Here is a 14,515-nt window from a genome sequence, read left to right as displayed (position 1 = left end):
GCCTGGCACCTCGCCCCAGCCACCACATAACAAAGAAGGGCCATCCGGCCTCCGGCCGGACAGCCCCTCAACAAGATCTTCATCAGCCTTCTAGGCGGCGTCCGGCTGTTTCTCCCCCACCGAGAGGGCGGCCAGCGCCGCCGACACCGCGTGGGACGCGCTCAGGTCGAGCCGCGCGCTGGTGCCCCGCGCGCGGTGGCGCATCTCGTCGGCGGCCAGCCTGAGCAGCTGCGGCAGCAGGTCGGTGCAGCGGCGGGCCACCCACCCGGTGCCCGCGGTCGCCAGCCACCACAGGCTGGCCGACCTGGTGGGTGCCGGGAACTCGGGCTCGGGCGACGGCGCGGCCCCCGTGGCCACACCCTCCTCGGCGAGCAACGCGTGGAACCGCAGGGCCAGTTGGCGGTGGCCCCGCTCCCCGGGGTGCAGCCGGTCCGCGCTCCAGATGGCACGGTCCATGATCCACTCGCCCTCCGCGGCGTGCAGATGCACGGCCCCGTACCGCTCGGAGAGCGCGTGCACCACCGTGTTGACGGCGCGCTGCCGCCGGGCAAGCGGACGGGCCAGTGCGCCCGGGAGGCCGAGCATCGCACCCGGGTCGGGCAGACAGGCCGTAAGGAGGACCGCGCCCTGGGCCGTGAAGGCCGCGTAGACCTTGTCGAGCCGGGCGGCCAGGGCCTGGATGTCGAAGGTGCAGCGCAGGGTGTCGTTGACGCCTATGACGACGGACACGATGTCCGGGTTCAGGGCGAGCCCGGCCGGGGTCTGCCGTTCCAGCACGTCCCGCGACTGCGCCCCGCTGACCGCGAGGTTCGTGAACTCCACGGACGCCTCGGGCTGCCCGGCCAGCCCGTCGGCGAGCAGCGCGGCCCAGCCGCGCCATGCCTCGCCGACGGGATCGCCCACGCCCTCGGTGAGCGAGTCACCGAGGGCGACGAAACGGACCGTTCTCATGCCACGCCTCCGGGCACGAAGCGCCGTACCGGAACATCCGCGTCGTGCGCGGCGAGGAACGCGTCGACCGCCGTGTCCCAGCCGAAGCACTCGGCACGCGCGCGTGCGATCTCCCGCCGCTCCGGTTCGGAGCGTTCGAGCAGCATGTCCACGGCGTCCGCGAAGGCCCGCCCGTTGTCCGCGGCCGTGGCCCCGGCGGAGCCGATGACCTCGGGGAGCGCGGACGAGGCGCTGGCCACCACGGGCGTGCCGCAGGCCATGGCCTCCAGGGCGGCGAGCCCGAAGGTCTCGGCGGGCCCGGGTGCCAGGCACACGTCGGCGGAGGCCTGGAGCGCGCCGAGCAGCCGCCGGTCGGACACGTGCCCGAGGAAGGTGACCGGCAGCCCGCGCTCCCGGGCCCGCTGTTCGAGCCGGGCGCGCAGCGGCCCGTCCCCGGCGACCACGAGGACCGCCCGCCGCCCGCGCCGTACCAGCGCCTCCAGGGCGTCGAGCGCCGTACCGGGCTTCTTCTCCACGGAGAGCCTCGTGCAGGTCACCAGCAGAACCTGGTCCACGCGCGCGTACTCCGCACGCACGACCGGGTCCCGCAGTGCCGGACTGCGCCCCACCAGGTCGACGCCCAGCGGCGCCCGTACGACATTGCGGGCGCCGATTCGGACGAACTCCCGCTCGGCGAACTCGGTGGTGCACACCACGCGCGCGTAGGTGTGCGCCGTACGGACGTTGAGGGCGTCCGCGGTGCGCCGGGACATGTTCTCCGACAGGCCCCAGGTGCGCAGGACGCCGTCGGCGGTCTCGTGGGACACCATCACGGCGGGGATGCGGGCCCGCCTGGCCCACTTGCCGGTCCAGCGCAGGGTCGTACGGTCGGAGACCTCGAGGCGGTCGGGGGCGAGCTGTTCCAGGAGGTTGGCCACGCGCCGCTTGTCGGCGAGGACGCGGTAGCCGCCGGTGCCGGGCAGCAGCGGACCGGGCAGGGTGATGATGCGGCCCTGCTCGGTCTCGCGGTCGGTGTGGCGCTCGCCGGGCACGATGAGGACCGGGTCGTGCCCGGCCTCCTTGAAGCCCTTGCCCAGCTCGCGCAGGGCGGTGCGCAGCCCCCCGGAGGAGGGGGCCACGAAGTTGGCGAGCCGTACGATCCGCAGCGCAGCGGTGTTCACGCCGCCACCACCACCTTGCGGGCGGCGAGGACGTCGCCGTAGTGGGCGATCAGCTGGTCGCCGACGGCCGCCCAGGTGCGGCCCTCGACCATGGCCCGCGCGGCGGTTCCGTACTCGGCCCGCAGCGCGGGATCGGCGGCCAGGGTCCGTACGGCGTCCGTCACGGCGGTCTCGTCGCGCGGCGGGAAGAGGAACCCGGTGCGCCCGTGGGCGACCAGGTCGAGCGGTCCGCCGGCGGCGGGCGCGACGACGGGAACGCCGCTGGCCATGGCTTCCTGGACGGTCTGACAGAAGGTCTCAAAAGGTCCGGTGTGCACGAATATGTCCAACGAGGCGAAGATACGGGCGAGCTCGTCGCCCGTACGGCGTCCGAGGAAGACCGCGCCCGGCAGCGCCTCGCTGAGGTGCGGCTGGCTGGGTCCGTCGCCGACGACCACGACACGGACGCCCTCCAGACCGCAGACTCCGGCGAGGAGTTCGATCTGCTTCTCGGGGGCGAGCCGGCCGACGTAGCCGACGATCAGTTCGCCGTTCGGGGCGAGTTCGCGGCGCAGCGCCTCGTCCCGGTACTCCGGGCGGAAGCGCTCGGTGTCCACCCCGCGCGGCCAGAGCCTGACCCGGGGCACGCCGTGTGCCTCCAGGTCGCCGAGGGCCGCGCTGGAGGGCGCGAGGGTGCGGTCGGCGGCGGCGTGGACGGAGCGGATGCGGCGCCAGGCGGTGGACTCACCGGCACCGACGTACGTACGGGCGTATCCGGCCAGGTCGGTCTGGTAGACGGCCACGGCGGGGATGCCGAGCCGGGCCGCGGCGGCCATGCCGCGGACGCCGAGGATGAAGGGGCTGGCCAGGTGCACGATGTCGGCGCGGTGTTCGGTGATGGCCGCGGCGACGCGTCGGCTGGGGAGGGCGACGCGGACCTGGGGGTAGCCCGGGAGCGGTAGGGAGGGGATACGGATGACAGGGCACGGCGACTGGGCGTCGGGCCCGGAACCGGCCGCGGTGGCCGGCGCGACGACGAGCGGATGATGACCGCGATCCACGAGGTGCCGGGCGGTCTGGAGCGCGCAGTGGGCCACGCCGTTCACATCGGGGGGAAAGGATTCGGTCACGATGACGACACGCATACCCGTGTTGTCGCCGCGCTGGACGTGCCCGCGTCAACGTGGATCTATGCGAACGGTGAACGTCCCATGAGCGTTACGCTGCACACCCGAGCAGGTCAGACGGCGTCCATGCGCGTCTGACCCGCGGGTCATCCCGTGTTCACACTGCGGGGGCGTCGGGCCCGATCCGGCTCCGAACGGCTGTCTGGACCTCCGCTTCCTCGGCCGGGTCTGCGGCGAGCCTGCGGAGCTGTTCCACGACCCTGGCGTCGCCGGTCTCGGCGTGCCGGGCGGCGATCTCCCGGGTGGTCTCCTCGCAGTCCCAGAGGCATTCGACGGCGAAGCCGGTGGGGAAGGAGGGGTCGGTGGCGGCCAGCGCCCGGGCGGCCCGGCCGCGCAGATGGGACGAGGCGGTCTCCCGGTAGACATGGCGCAGAACGGGTGCCGCACAGACGATGCCGAGGCGGCCGGCGCCGTCGACGAGGGTCCACAGGGTGGGGGCGTCGGGTCCTTCGCCCATGACGGCCTCCCTGAGGGCGCCGAGGACGAGGTCGCTGTCCTGGGCTCCGCCCCGGCAGGCGAGCATCCGGCCGGCGGCGGCGCCGAGCGGGTCGGGCCGTCGGGCCCAGCCGCGCGCCCGGTCGACGGCGGCGACGGAGCGCATCCGCTCGAAGGCGTCGACGGCGGCCTCGACCACGGGCGCGGAGCCGGTGGCGACCGCGCGTTCGATCAGCTGGAGGGCTTCGGAGTCGTTGCTGTCGGCGAGATAGCGCAGGGCGGTGCAGCGGGCTCCCTCGCTGCCTTCCTTGGCCGCCTCGACGATCTCGGGCCGGTCCTCGGGGCCGGCCACCGCACTGAGGCAGCGGGCGGCGGGGACGTGCAGCGCGGCGCCGCGTTCGATGCCCTGTTGGGCCCATTCGAACACCGCTTGCACGCTCCACCCCGGACGGGGCCCGCTCGGTCGCATCTGCCGTTGCCAGCGGTCGAAGCAGCCGGCTTCCTGGGCGGCACGCACGCGCGTGGCGATCGATTCGCGTGAGTCCTCGGCCCACAGCCGCCAGGGCCGGGGTTCGAAGGCGTCGCGGACGGCGGTGGCCAGTTCGGCCTCGCCCTCGGGATCGGCCGGGAAACGGGCCAGCACGGGGGCGGCGAGGGCGCGCAGGCCCGCGTCGTCGTCCCTGAGGGCCAGTTCGTCGAGCGCCCAGGCCCAGTTGGTCCCGGTGGCCGCGTACCGGCGCAGCAGCGCGAGCGCGTCCCGCCTGCCGTAGGAGGCGAGGTGCCCGAGGACGGCGAGGGCGAGCCCCGTGCGGGACTCCTCGGTGTCGAGGACGTCCTCATTGTCGAAGAGGTGGGCCTCGACGGCGTCCAGGTCGCCGTTGAGATCGAGGTACAGACGGGCGTAGTACAGGGAGCGGTTCTCCACCTGCCAGTCGTGGCGGGGGTCGCGCAGCACACAGTGGTTCAGCGCAGCCAGTGCCTCGGCACGGGGTGCGGTGAGCGCGTGCAGTGTGCCGTCGCCGCGGCCCCGCTGAAGCAGGCCGAGCAGCGTACCGCTGGGCGCTATGACCGGATCGAACATGGGAAACAGCCTCACATCAAGCGTCGACGCAACCGGGGGACGTGCACTACCTGGCCGCGTGACAACACGTCGGGGCGCCCGCCGTTTCCTGCTTGCTGTAGACCATTTTCCTCTGCCTCTCGTCGGTGGCCCAAGCGGGCCCTCACGGCCCGCGCGGTGCGGCAACACCTGCCCGGCCATCGCGTCCGTGAATCACGACGTCATGATGACCCGGCAGTTCTCGCTGCCGCGACCGAAATTTCGGGCGGCCCCGTGCTGCCTTCCCCCGTTTTCCCCCGTTTTCCTTGTCGTACCTGGTCACACGGCCCGTCCCAGTGGCTGACGGACCACACTTCAGTGCGCGCCGAACAGCTCCAGCAGCTCGGCCTTGCCGAACATCCGGGCCGTGTCGAGTGCCGACGGCGTGCCCGCGGCCGGATCGGCTCCGGCCTCCAGCAGGACTTCGATCACCTCTTGCTCGCCCTTGAAGACGGCTCCGGCGAGCGGGGTCTGCCCCCGGTCGTTGATCCGGTCGGCCTCGGCCCCCCGCGCCAGCAGGGCCCGTACGGCGTCCGCGTGCCCGTGGTACGCGGCGAGCATCACCAGGGAGTCACCGCGGTCATTGGTGAGGTTGGCCGGAACGCCCGCGTCCACATACGCCACCAGCGCCTCGGTCCCACCCTGGCGGGCCAGATCGAAGATCTTGGTCGCGAGCTCCACGACCTCGGGGTCGGGGGCTTCACTCATCGGCCTGACCGCCTCTCACTAGTACGGGTGAATCGCCAGCGTACTGGCTCCGCCGACACATGACCGGCCCCCTCCGAGGCAAAGATCACCACAGGGCCCGACACAGGTGAAACCCCTGCTCAGACGGCCCGAATGCGCTCCGCCATCAGAGGGAAATCCGCCGAAATTCACCCACTTGCACCTTTTATCGTATGGATACATCCTGTGATCCTGGAAGAACTCATGGTGACTGTCCCCACGAACCAGGAGAGCTCAAATGATCCTGTCCATGTCAGGCGTCGTCCTTCTCGGCATCATCGTCTTCCTCTTCTTCAAGAAGGACGGACTCAAGGCCTCCCACGCCATTGTGGCCGCGCTCTTCGGCTTCTACATGGCCAGCACGGCCATCGCGCCGAGCATCAAGGCCGGCGGGGAGAGCCTGGCGAGCCTCCTCGGCGGCATCAAGTTCTGACACACCCACCCGTACGCACCACCAGGAGACAGCAGTGGCCCGGCGCCCCCTCCCCCGCATCCTGAGCAACGGCAGCGCACAGATCGCCCGCAGCCGGGAGCTGGCCCGGACGGCGGCCGACAGCGCCACCGACGTCCTCCATCCGCTGATCACGATCACTCGCGGTCTGCGCCGGCTGGCATCCGCCGGGCGGCGCAGATGGGCCGACACCCCCAAGGACAGGCGCGGGCCACTGCTGTTCCTGGTGGCCTCGGTGGTCCTGGTGGTGGCACTGGTGCCGTACGGCCCGCTGCTCGCCGCCATCGTCCTGATGGCGGCGGCAGCATGGCACGGCCGCGACCGCACCCCGCCGGCGCCCGAAGGGCCCGACGAGTCCCAGACCCAGCGCCTGCAGTCCCTCTACGAGGCGCTGGTGCCCTACTTCTCGGCCGCCGAGGATCCCTCGCCCCTGTTCGCCCACGGCGGAGACTGGGAGAAGGCCTTCCCCGCCTACGAGTTCGACGGCGCGGGCCGCATCACCCACCTGGTCGTCCGCTACCCGGCCTACTTCACCGACGGCGAGGCCGACTCCCGCGCGCGGATCGAGCAGTTGCTCACCGCGAAGTCCGGCCGCGGCCGGGAGTACCGGTTCGAGTGGGACGAGGAGGGCAACCAGCTCGCCATCGGTGTCCTCGCCCCGCTCCCCACCGACATCGCCGCCCAGCACTTCGTCACCGCCCCCGGCGAGACCGTCCTCGGCTTCACCGACGCGACCCACGTCCACCGCACGCTCCCCCTGACCCACGGCACGGAACAGCGTGACGTCCCGCCGGTCGTCTGGCGCACCGGCGTCCGCTCCACCGAGCCGAACCTGCTGGTCATGGGCCAGCCCGGCAGCGGCACCTCCACCCTGCTGCGCTCCATCGCCCTCCAGGCCCTCCAGTACGGCGACGTCCTGATCGTGGAGGGCGGCGGCACCGGCGAGTACGCGTGCCTCACCGGCCGGGACGGGGTCCTCGCCGTCGAGTGCGGGCTGACCGGCACCCTGGCCAGCCTGGAGTGGGCCTCCCAGGAGACGGAACGCCGGCTGATCGCGGCCAACCACGCCCGCCAGTCGGGCCACCCGGCGCCGGACGACACCAGGCGCCCCCTGTGGATCATCCTCGACCGCCCGAGCGCCTTCGCCCACCTGGCCGCCGCCGACGGCCGCCAGGACCCGCAGTCCCTCCTCCAGGTCCCCTTGCGGCACGGCCGCGCGGCCCATGTGACGGTGGTGGTGGCCGACCAGTTCGACAGCGCGGACACCCTGAGCGACGCCGTACGACAGCACACGCGCGCGCGTGTCGTCCTCGGCCCCGCCACCGCCGCCCAGTTGGAGGCGGTCCTCGGCGCTCCCCCGCACACCACGCCGATCGCCCAGGTGCCGCCCGGCCGCGGCTACGCCCGCCTCGGCAACGGTCCGGTGCACCGCCTCCAGGTCCCGGCGACCCCGGACCCGTACGACGACGCGACGAGCGACACGGACCGCCAGGCGGTGCTGGCCCTGCTCCCGCCGCGCACGACACCGGCGGACGCGGCGGAGACAGTGGCCACGGAAGCGGTGGTGGAGGCCGCGGTGGCGGAGTCCTCGTAGAAGCCGGGGCCGGTGCGGGCGACCGCACCGGCCCCCGGATACACCCCTTCGCCGGCTACGCCACAAACGTCCGCGGCGACTCGCCCCCGCCCCCGCCAACCCCGTTCTCCACCAGCCGGGCCGCCGCGGCCAGCCGTGCCGCCGCCTCCTCGGCCACCGCGCCGCCCACCGTGAACGGCAGCCGCACATACCCCTCGAAGGCCCCGTCGACGCCGAAGCGCGGCCCGGACGGCACCCGTAGCCCCACGCGCTCCCCCATCTCGGCGAGCCGGGAACCCGACAGTCCGCCCGTGCGCACCCAGAGCGTGAGCCCGCCCCTGGGCACCTCGAACTCCCAGCCGGGCAGCTCCCGCCGTACCGCCGCGACCAGCGCGTCGCGGTTCTCGCGGGCCTGGGCACGCCGGATGTCGACTGCCTGCTCCCAACCGCCCGTGCTGAACAGCCAGTTGACGGCGAGCTGTTCCAGCACCGGGGTGCCGAGGTCGGCGTAGGCGCGGGCGGCGACCAGGCTGCGGATGACATCGGGGGCGGCGCGCACCCAGCCGATGCGCATGCCGGCCCAGAAGGCCTTGCTGGCGGAGCCGACGGTGATGACGGTCGAACCGGCCGGGTCGAACCCGCAGACGGGCCTCGGCATCTCGACGTCGTCCAGCCACAGCTCGGTCATCGTCTCGTCGGCGACGAGCACGGTGCCGGCCGAGCGGGCCGCGTCCACGAGCTGCCGCCGCTGGTCGTCGTCGGCGAGGGCGCCGGTCGGGTTGTGGAAGTCGGCGACGACGTACGCGAGCCGGGGCGCCGCGTCCCGCAGGACCTGCCGCCAGCGGTCCATGTCCCAGCCGGTCAGCCCCTCGGCCATCGCCACGGGCACAAGCCGGGCGCCCGCCTCCCGCATCAGCTGGAGGATGTTGGCGTAGGAGGGCGACTCGACGGCGACCCGCTCCCCGCGTCCCGCGAAGAGATGACAGATGGCGTCGATGGCGCCCATCGCGCCGGTGGTGACCATGATCTGCTCGGGCATGGTCGGGATCCCGCGCAGGGTGTACCGCTCGGCGATCATCGCGCGCAGCGCGGGCAGCCCGGCCGGGTAGTCGCCGTGCGTGTGGGCGTACGGCGGCAGCTCCTCCAGGGCGCCCTGGACGGCCCGGGTGAGCCACGGCTCGGGCGCGGGCAGCGAGGCGCAGCCCAGGTCGATCACCGAGCCGAGGGCCTCCGGGGGCAGCGGCTCCAACCCGCGCGCGGGGAGCGGGTTTCCGGCCGGTACGGCGGTCCAGCTGCCGGCTCCGCGCCGGGACTCCAGGAACCCTTCGGCGCGCAGCGCCTCGTAGGCGGCGGCGACCGTGGTGCGGCTGACGGACAGCGCGAGGGCCAGCTCCCGCTCGGCGGGCAGCCGGGCGGCCACCGGGACGCGCCCCTCCAGCACGAGGAGGCGGATGCCGTCCGCGAGGGCCCGGTAGGCGGGCGGCCGGCGGGTGCCGGGCCCGGCCGGGCGGTCCTGCTGGGAGTTGAGCAGCCGGGCCAGCTGCGCGGCGCCCATCGCCGAGGTCCACTGCGCCATGGAAACCAGTCCACCTTCCCGGAATTGGCCATGGATGACGTCTGTTCTCAAGCCACAGAGTGTCATGCGTCAGGCCACTACCACCACCAGGGGGCACCTCTTGTCCACGCGGAACCGTCTCGGCCGACGGTTGGTCCAGCTCTACGTCGGACTCGCGCTCTATGGCGCCAGTTCGGCCCTCCTCGTGGTCTCCGGCCTGGGCCTGGAGCCCTGGAACGTGCTGCACCAGGGCCTCGCCGAACTGACCGGCCTGACGATCGGTGTCGTGTCGATCATCGTGGGCGCGGCGGTGCTGCTCCTGTGGATACCGCTGCGCCAGCGCCCGGGACTGGGCACCGTCTCGAACGTGTTCGTGGTCGGCCTGGCCATGGACGGCACCCTCGCGCTGGTTCCCGACGCGCACGGCCTGGCCGTACGGATTCCGCTGCTGCTGGCCGGCATCCTGCTCAACGGGGTCGCCACCGGCCTCTACATCTCCGCGAGCTTCGGACCGGGCCCCCGCGACGGGCTGATGACCGGGCTGCACCAGCGCACCGGCCGTTCCATCCGTCTGATCCGCACGGGCCTCGAGGTCGCCGTCGTGGCCACCGGCTTCGCGCTGGGCGGCACGGTGGGCGTAGGCACTCTGCTCTACGCCCTGGCGATCGGCCCGCTCGCCCAGCTCTTCCTTCGCGTCTTCGCCGTCCCCTCGGCACCCGGCGGCAGCACGGTGGTAGCCACCGGGTCACCGGAACGGGCGATACTGCCCGGGTGACCACGCTCATACGTCATCCCTACCTCGACCATCCCGGTCCGATCCCCTTCGCCCACCGGGGCGGCGCGGCGGACGGCCTGGAGAACACGGTGTTCCAGTTCCGGCGCGCGGTCGAGCTGGGCTACCGGTACATCGAGACCGACGTGCACGCCACCGCGGACGGGAAACTCGTCGCCTTCCACGACGAGACCCTCGACCGGGTGACCGACGGCGCGGGCCGGATCGCGGACCTCTTCTGGTCCGACGTGAGCCAGGCGCGCGTGGCGGGCCGGGAACCGGTGCCCCTCTTCGAGGAGTTGCTGGAGACCTTCCCCGAGGTGCGCTGGAACGTCGACATCAAGGCGGAACCGGCGCTCCACCCCCTCCTGGACCTGCTGGAGCGCACCGACTCCTGGAACCGCGTCTGCGTCGGCTCCTTCTCCGAGAAGCGCGTGGTCCGCGCCCAGCACCTGGCCGGGCCGCGCCTGGCCACGTCGTTCGGCACGCGCGGGGTGCTGAATCTGCGGCTCCGCTCCTGGGGCGCGCCCCTCCCGGTGCGCCGTTCGGCGATCGCCGCACAGGTGCCCGAGGAGCAGTCGGGCGTCCCCGTCGTTGACCGGCGCTTCGTCAGCGCTGCCCACGCGCGTGGAGTGCAGGTCCACGTGTGGACCATCAACGAGGCCGATCGCATGCACCGGCTCCTTGACCTGGGAGTCGATGGCATCATGACCGATCACATCGACACACTGCGCGAGGTCATGGTGGAGCGGGGCGTCTGGGCCTGAGCCCCCGGCGCCGGCGCGTGCACGGGGAAGCGAGGGCACGGGTGGGTACCGACACCCTGCGGTCACCGGAGGCCGACGAGGCAGCCGAACGGCGGCGCGAACAGCGCGGCTGGTACTTCTACGACTGGGCCTGCTCCGTCTACTCGACGAGCGTGCTCACCGTGTTCCTGGGCCCCTATCTGACCTCGGTCGCGAAGTCGGCGGCGGACCCGGACGGGTTCGTGCATCCCCTGGGGATACCGGTCCGCGCGGGCTCCTTCTTCGCCTACACCGTCTCCGCGTCCGTGATCGTGTCGATCCTGATCATGCCCCTCGCGGGTGCCGCGGCCGACCGTACGGGCCGCAAGAAGCCCCTCCTGGCGCTCGCCGCCTATGTGGGCGCCACCGCCACCACGGGACTGTTCTTCCTGGACGGCGACCGCTATCTCCTGGGCGGCTTCCTGCTGATCGTCGCCAACTCCTCCGTGGCCGTCTCGATGGTCCTGTACAACTCCTACCTTCCGCAGATCGCCCCACCCGAGGAACGCGACGCGGTCTCCTCACGCGGCTGGGCCTTCGGCTACGCGGCCGGCTCCCTGGTCCTGGTCGCGAACCTGATCCTGTTCACCGCCCACGACTCCTTCGGCCTGTCCGAGTCGATGGCCGTCCGCATCTGTCTCGCCTCGGCCGGCATCTGGTGGGGCGCCTTCACCCTCGTACCGCTGAAACGGCTGCGCGACCGCGGCCGTACGCCGTCCGAGGCGCCGACGGCGCAGGGCTGGCGGCAGCTCGCGGCGACGGTCCGGGACATGCGCGGCAAACCTCTCACCCTGTCCTTCCTGTTCGCCTACCTGATCTACAACGACGGCATCCAGACGGTGATCTCCCAGGCCTCCGTGTACGGCTCCGAGGAGCTGGGGCTGAGCCAGTCGACGCTCATCACGGCCGTGCTGATGGTCCAGGTGCTGGCGGTGGCGGGCGCGCTCGGCATGGGGCGACTCGCCCGGACCTACGGGGCCAAGCGGACGATTCTCGGCTCGCTGGTGGCGTGGACGGTGACGCTGGGCGCCGGGTACTTCCTGCCCGCCGGTGCGCCCGTCTGGTTCTTCGTGCTGGCCGCCGGGATCGGCCTCGTCCTGGGCGGCAGCCAGGCGCTGTCCCGGTCCCTGTTCTCGCATCTGGTGCCGCCCGGCAAGGAAGCCGAGTACTTCTCGGCGTACGAGATGAGCGATCGGGGCATGAGCTGGCTGGGACCGCTTCTGTTCGGGGTGACGTACCAGCTGACCGGAAGCTACCGGGACGCGATCATCTCCCTGGTGGTCTTCTTCGTCGTCGGGTTCGTGCTGCTCGCACGGGTTCCGGTGGCACGGGCGATCGGCGACGCGGGCAATCCTCTTCCCGAGAGGATTTAGCGCTGGAGGCGAAAGGGCGGTAGTGTACGCGTTTGGCCTGCCTGGCGTACCGTTACTGCGCGTCAAAGATGACGAATCGCTAGGTGACATCTGCTAGTAGATGTGACAAACCGGGCGCTGGTGGGTACAACAAGGGGCGGCTACGACGGCGACGCATGACCCCGTACGGGAATCTTTACCGCCGACCGGACGTTGACCGGATGACGACGACAGCGACACCTGTCCTGTGGGCGACAAGCCCGGGAGGCACGATTCATGAGTGAGCGAGCTCTTCGCGGCACGCGCCTCGTGGTGACCAGCTACGAGACGGACCGCGGTATCGACCTGGCACCACGCCAGGCCGTGGAGTACGCATGCGAGAAGGGACATCGCTTTGAGATGCCCTTCTCGGTCGAGGCGGAGATTCCGCCGGAGTGGGAGTGCAAGGTCTGCGGGGCCCAGGCACTCCTGGTCGACGGCGACGGCCCTGAGGAAAAGAAGGCCAAGCCCGCGCGTACCCACTGGGACATGCTGATGGAGCGGCGCACCCGCGAGGAACTCGAAGAGGTCCTCGAGGAGCGTCTTGCCGTTCTCCGTTCCGGCGCGATGAATATCGCGGTTCACCCGAGGGACAGCCGCAAGTCGGCCTAGCCCCGAAGGTGCGGAGCGGTTCTACCGCACACGCAAGTGGCACAAGCAAGTAAGCGCGGGCGCCGTACGAACATGTACGGCGCCCGCGCTTTTGCCTGTCCGTCTCCCGGTCAGCGGGTGAGCGGCGGGCGCGGGCCCTGCGGGGTGTCACCGCCGGGCTCGTCCCGGGTGATGACCTCGCCCTGGACGACCTTGCCGTCCGGGCGGTGCATCCGGGCCTGCTGGAAGGCGTCCCCGAGGGTGCCGGGGGCGGCCCTGCGCAGCTTCCGCTCGACCGTGCGCTCCGCGTAGCGCCCCAGCGCCCGCTGGACCGGCGGGACCAGCAGAAGCAGCCCTGCCGCGTCCGAGATCAGCCCCGGGATCATCAGCAGCAGGCCGCCCAGCATCATCAGGCCGCTGCCACCGCCGCTGGCCGGTGCGGTGCCCTGCTGCACGGCCTGGCTCAGGTTCTGGAAGGCCCGCCGGCCCGCCCGCTTGATCACCACCGCGCCGAGCACGAACCCGGCGAGCAGCAGCAGGAAGACCGTAAGACCGCTCGACGCGCCCGCCACCACGGTCAGCAGCCAGATCTCCAGCACCAGCCACGCGGCGATGCCCAGCGGCAGGAACGTACGCAGCCGGGAACGCGGTGGCCGGGCGGCGGCGGAACGGGTGGATGCGCCAGTCGTCATACGTCCAGTGTGCCTGGGCCCGGCTCAGTGCGGGATAAGGGGACGATCAACGAGGCCTGTGAGGTTGTGGGGCTACGGCTGTGACGGCTTTCCTCCGGGCTTGCCCCGGCCGCGGAGCTTGCCGATCCGCTCCCCCACGCCCCAAGTCGTGACCCGCCACAGGGCCTCGACGAGGATGTCGCGGCTCATCTTGGAGTCGCCGAGTTCGCGCTCCACGAAGGTGATGGGGACCTCGACGACGTGGTAGCCGGCCTTGACGGCGCGGCGGGCCAGGTCGACCTGGAAGCAGTAGCCCTGAGAGGCCACGTCGTCCAGGCCGAGGCCTTCGAGGGTCTCCTTGCGGAAGGCGCGGTAGCCGCCGGTGATGTCGCGCAGCGGCAGGTCGAGCGCCACGCGCGAGTAGAGGCTGCCGCCCCGGGAGATGAACTCGCGGGACTTCGGCCAGTTCACCACCCGGCCGCCGGGCACCCAGCGGGAACCGAGCACCAGGTCCGCGCCCTTGAGGGCGGTGAGCAGCCGGGGCAGCTCCTCGGGCTGGTGGGAGCCGTCGGCGTCCATCTCGACGAGGACGCCGTAGCCGTTGTCGATGCCCCAGCGGAAGCCTGCCAGGTAGGCGGCACCGAGGCCTTCCTTGCCCTTGCGGTGCAGCACCTGGACCTGTTCGTCCTCGGCCGCCAGCTCGTCGGCCAGCTTGCCCGTGCCGTCGGGGCTGTTGTCGTCGGCCACGAGGACGTGAGCCTCGGGGACCGACTTTCGCACCCGCCCGACGATGGACTTGATGTTCTCCGCCTCGTTGTAGGTCGGAATGATCACCAAGGCCGTGCCGAGCGGGCCGAAGTTCCGCCCCTGGGCCTGTGCCGCGAGGGCTCCGTCGCCGTCGTTCACTACTGCCCCTTCATGTCCGTACGCAGGCGTCCACCATAGTGGCCGCCGCCTGGGATGACGTGCCACGTCGTTCGTACGGTGGTGTCGATTCGACAAGAACGGGGTAAGACTGTGCCTTTTGGGCACTGATGTGCTGCGGATGGGGGCCCGGCGCCCTTCGGGCCGACCTGGGACCCGCCGGCTGCGGGTCGACCAAAGCCGTTGTCTACTGGACGTCCGGGCCCCACCCGGGTCACACCAGCCGACCGGCCGGAACGTTCCCTCGCCGTGGCGCGGGCGCTGA

The 14,515-nt window shown here is 71.9% G+C and carries 14 protein-coding genes; 6 read left to right on the top strand and 8 right to left on the bottom strand.

Annotated elements, in window-relative coordinates:
- Positions 1-90: 90 nt before the first annotated feature.
- From ACFXC1_RS48310 to ACFXC1_RS48290, 5 genes are all read right to left on the bottom strand, one after another.
- Entirely contained in the window at positions 91-951 is an 861-nt protein-coding gene (locus ACFXC1_RS48310) for an SGNH/GDSL hydrolase family protein (RefSeq protein ID WP_381256006.1), read from the bottom strand.
- Entirely contained in the window at positions 948-2,111 is a 1,164-nt protein-coding gene (locus tag ACFXC1_RS48305; protein ID WP_381256003.1) for a glycosyltransferase, read from the bottom strand. Before ACFXC1_RS48305 ends, ACFXC1_RS48310 begins: the two co-directional genes overlap by 4 nt.
- Positions 2,108-3,235 (bottom strand): glycosyltransferase family 4 protein, encoded by a 1,128-nt coding sequence (locus ACFXC1_RS48300; protein ID WP_381256000.1) that lies wholly within the window; start codon positions 3,233-3,235, stop codon positions 2,108-2,110. The genes ACFXC1_RS48305 and ACFXC1_RS48300 overlap by 4 nt, the downstream gene beginning before the upstream one ends.
- Positions 3,236-3,374: 139 nt before the next feature.
- Entirely contained in the window at positions 3,375-4,793 is a 1,419-nt protein-coding gene (locus tag ACFXC1_RS48295; RefSeq protein ID WP_381255997.1) for a HEAT repeat domain-containing protein, read from the bottom strand.
- A gap of 333 nt (positions 4,794-5,126) precedes the next feature.
- Positions 5,127-5,519: an ankyrin repeat domain-containing protein gene (locus ACFXC1_RS48290; RefSeq protein WP_019066472.1), complete on the bottom strand. Its 393-nt coding sequence runs from the start codon at positions 5,517-5,519 to the stop codon at positions 5,127-5,129.
- Between the two features lie 256 nt (positions 5,520-5,775).
- On the opposite strand from ACFXC1_RS48290, the gene ACFXC1_RS48285 reads away from it, so the two are divergent.
- Together ACFXC1_RS48285 and ACFXC1_RS48280 are read left to right on the top strand one after the other, a co-directional pair.
- On the top strand, positions 5,776-5,970 hold the full coding sequence (locus ACFXC1_RS48285) for a hypothetical protein (RefSeq protein ID WP_019066471.1): 195 nt from the start codon (positions 5,776-5,778) through the stop codon (positions 5,968-5,970).
- Between the two features lie 34 nt (positions 5,971-6,004).
- Positions 6,005-7,582 (top strand): hypothetical protein, encoded by a 1,578-nt coding sequence (locus ACFXC1_RS48280; protein WP_381255993.1) that lies wholly within the window; start codon positions 6,005-6,007, stop codon positions 7,580-7,582.
- Positions 7,583-7,637: 55 nt separating this feature from the next.
- Here the strand turns inward: ACFXC1_RS48280 and ACFXC1_RS48275 are convergent, their stop codons facing one another.
- The gene (locus tag ACFXC1_RS48275; protein WP_381255990.1) at positions 7,638-9,137 is read right to left on the bottom strand and encodes an SCO1417 family PLP biosynthesis transcription factor; all 1,500 of its coding nucleotides are present in this window, start codon (positions 9,135-9,137) and stop codon (positions 7,638-7,640) included.
- A gap of 64 nt (positions 9,138-9,201) precedes the next feature.
- On the opposite strand from ACFXC1_RS48275, the gene yczE reads away from it, so the two are divergent.
- The 4 genes from yczE to ACFXC1_RS48255 all read left to right on the top strand — a co-directional run bounded on the left by yczE (position 9,202) and on the right by ACFXC1_RS48255 (position 12,676).
- Positions 9,202-9,891: a membrane protein YczE gene (yczE, locus tag ACFXC1_RS48270; RefSeq protein ID WP_381255987.1), complete on the top strand. Its 690-nt coding sequence runs from the start codon at positions 9,202-9,204 to the stop codon at positions 9,889-9,891.
- Positions 9,888-10,655, top strand: coding sequence for a glycerophosphodiester phosphodiesterase (locus ACFXC1_RS48265; RefSeq protein ID WP_381255984.1), 768 nt, complete (start codon positions 9,888-9,890; stop codon positions 10,653-10,655). The genes yczE and ACFXC1_RS48265 overlap by 4 nt, the downstream gene beginning before the upstream one ends.
- Positions 10,656-10,696: 41 nt before the next feature.
- Entirely contained in the window at positions 10,697-12,046 is a 1,350-nt protein-coding gene (locus ACFXC1_RS48260) for an MFS transporter (RefSeq protein WP_381255981.1), read from the top strand.
- A gap of 255 nt (positions 12,047-12,301) precedes the next feature.
- The gene (locus tag ACFXC1_RS48255) at positions 12,302-12,676 is read left to right on the top strand and encodes an RNA polymerase-binding protein RbpA (protein WP_003977404.1); all 375 of its coding nucleotides are present in this window, start codon (positions 12,302-12,304) and stop codon (positions 12,674-12,676) included.
- Between the two features lie 110 nt (positions 12,677-12,786).
- Here ACFXC1_RS48255 and fxsA read toward each other — a convergent pair whose 3' ends face one another.
- Both fxsA and ACFXC1_RS48245 read right to left on the bottom strand, forming a co-directional pair.
- A complete protein-coding gene (gene fxsA / locus ACFXC1_RS48250; RefSeq protein WP_381255978.1) occupies positions 12,787-13,347 on the bottom strand; it encodes an FxsA family membrane protein in 561 nt (186 codons plus the stop codon).
- 72 nt (positions 13,348-13,419) lie between these two features.
- A complete protein-coding gene (locus ACFXC1_RS48245; protein ID WP_381255975.1) occupies positions 13,420-14,232 on the bottom strand; it encodes a polyprenol monophosphomannose synthase in 813 nt (270 codons plus the stop codon).
- Positions 14,233-14,515: the final 283 nt, after the last annotated feature.

Origin of the sequence: Streptomyces hokutonensis (genome assembly GCF_042751305.1) — a bacterium.
Taxonomy (GTDB): domain Bacteria; phylum Actinomycetota; class Actinomycetes; order Streptomycetales; family Streptomycetaceae; genus Streptomyces; species Streptomyces hokutonensis_A.
The sequence above is the reverse complement of the archived record's forward strand: the minus strand, read 5'-3'. Positions and strand labels throughout refer to the sequence as shown.

Excerpts from the sequence above, each read along its gene's own strand:
- ACFXC1_RS48310 (WP_381256006.1), bottom strand. The coding sequence starts at position 951 with ATGAGAACGGTCCGTTTCGTCGCCCTCGGTGACTCGCTCACCGAGGGC.
- ACFXC1_RS48300 (WP_381256000.1), bottom strand. The coding sequence starts at position 3,235 with ATGCGTGTCGTCATCGTGACCGAATCCTTTCCCCCCGATGTGAACGGC.
- ACFXC1_RS48295 (WP_381255997.1), bottom strand. The coding sequence starts at position 4,793 with ATGTTCGATCCGGTCATAGCGCCCAGCGGTACGCTGCTCGGCCTGCTT.
- ACFXC1_RS48290 (WP_019066472.1), bottom strand. The coding sequence starts at position 5,519 with ATGAGTGAAGCCCCCGACCCCGAGGTCGTGGAGCTCGCGACCAAGATC.
- ACFXC1_RS48285 (WP_019066471.1), top strand. The coding sequence starts at position 5,776 with ATGATCCTGTCCATGTCAGGCGTCGTCCTTCTCGGCATCATCGTCTTC.
- ACFXC1_RS48275 (WP_381255990.1), bottom strand. The coding sequence starts at position 9,137 with ATGGCGCAGTGGACCTCGGCGATGGGCGCCGCGCAGCTGGCCCGGCTG.
- yczE (WP_381255987.1), top strand. The coding sequence starts at position 9,202 with ATGCGTCAGGCCACTACCACCACCAGGGGGCACCTCTTGTCCACGCGG.
- ACFXC1_RS48255 (WP_003977404.1), top strand. The coding sequence starts at position 12,302 with ATGAGTGAGCGAGCTCTTCGCGGCACGCGCCTCGTGGTGACCAGCTAC.
- fxsA (WP_381255978.1), bottom strand. The coding sequence starts at position 13,347 with ATGACGACTGGCGCATCCACCCGTTCCGCCGCCGCCCGGCCACCGCGT.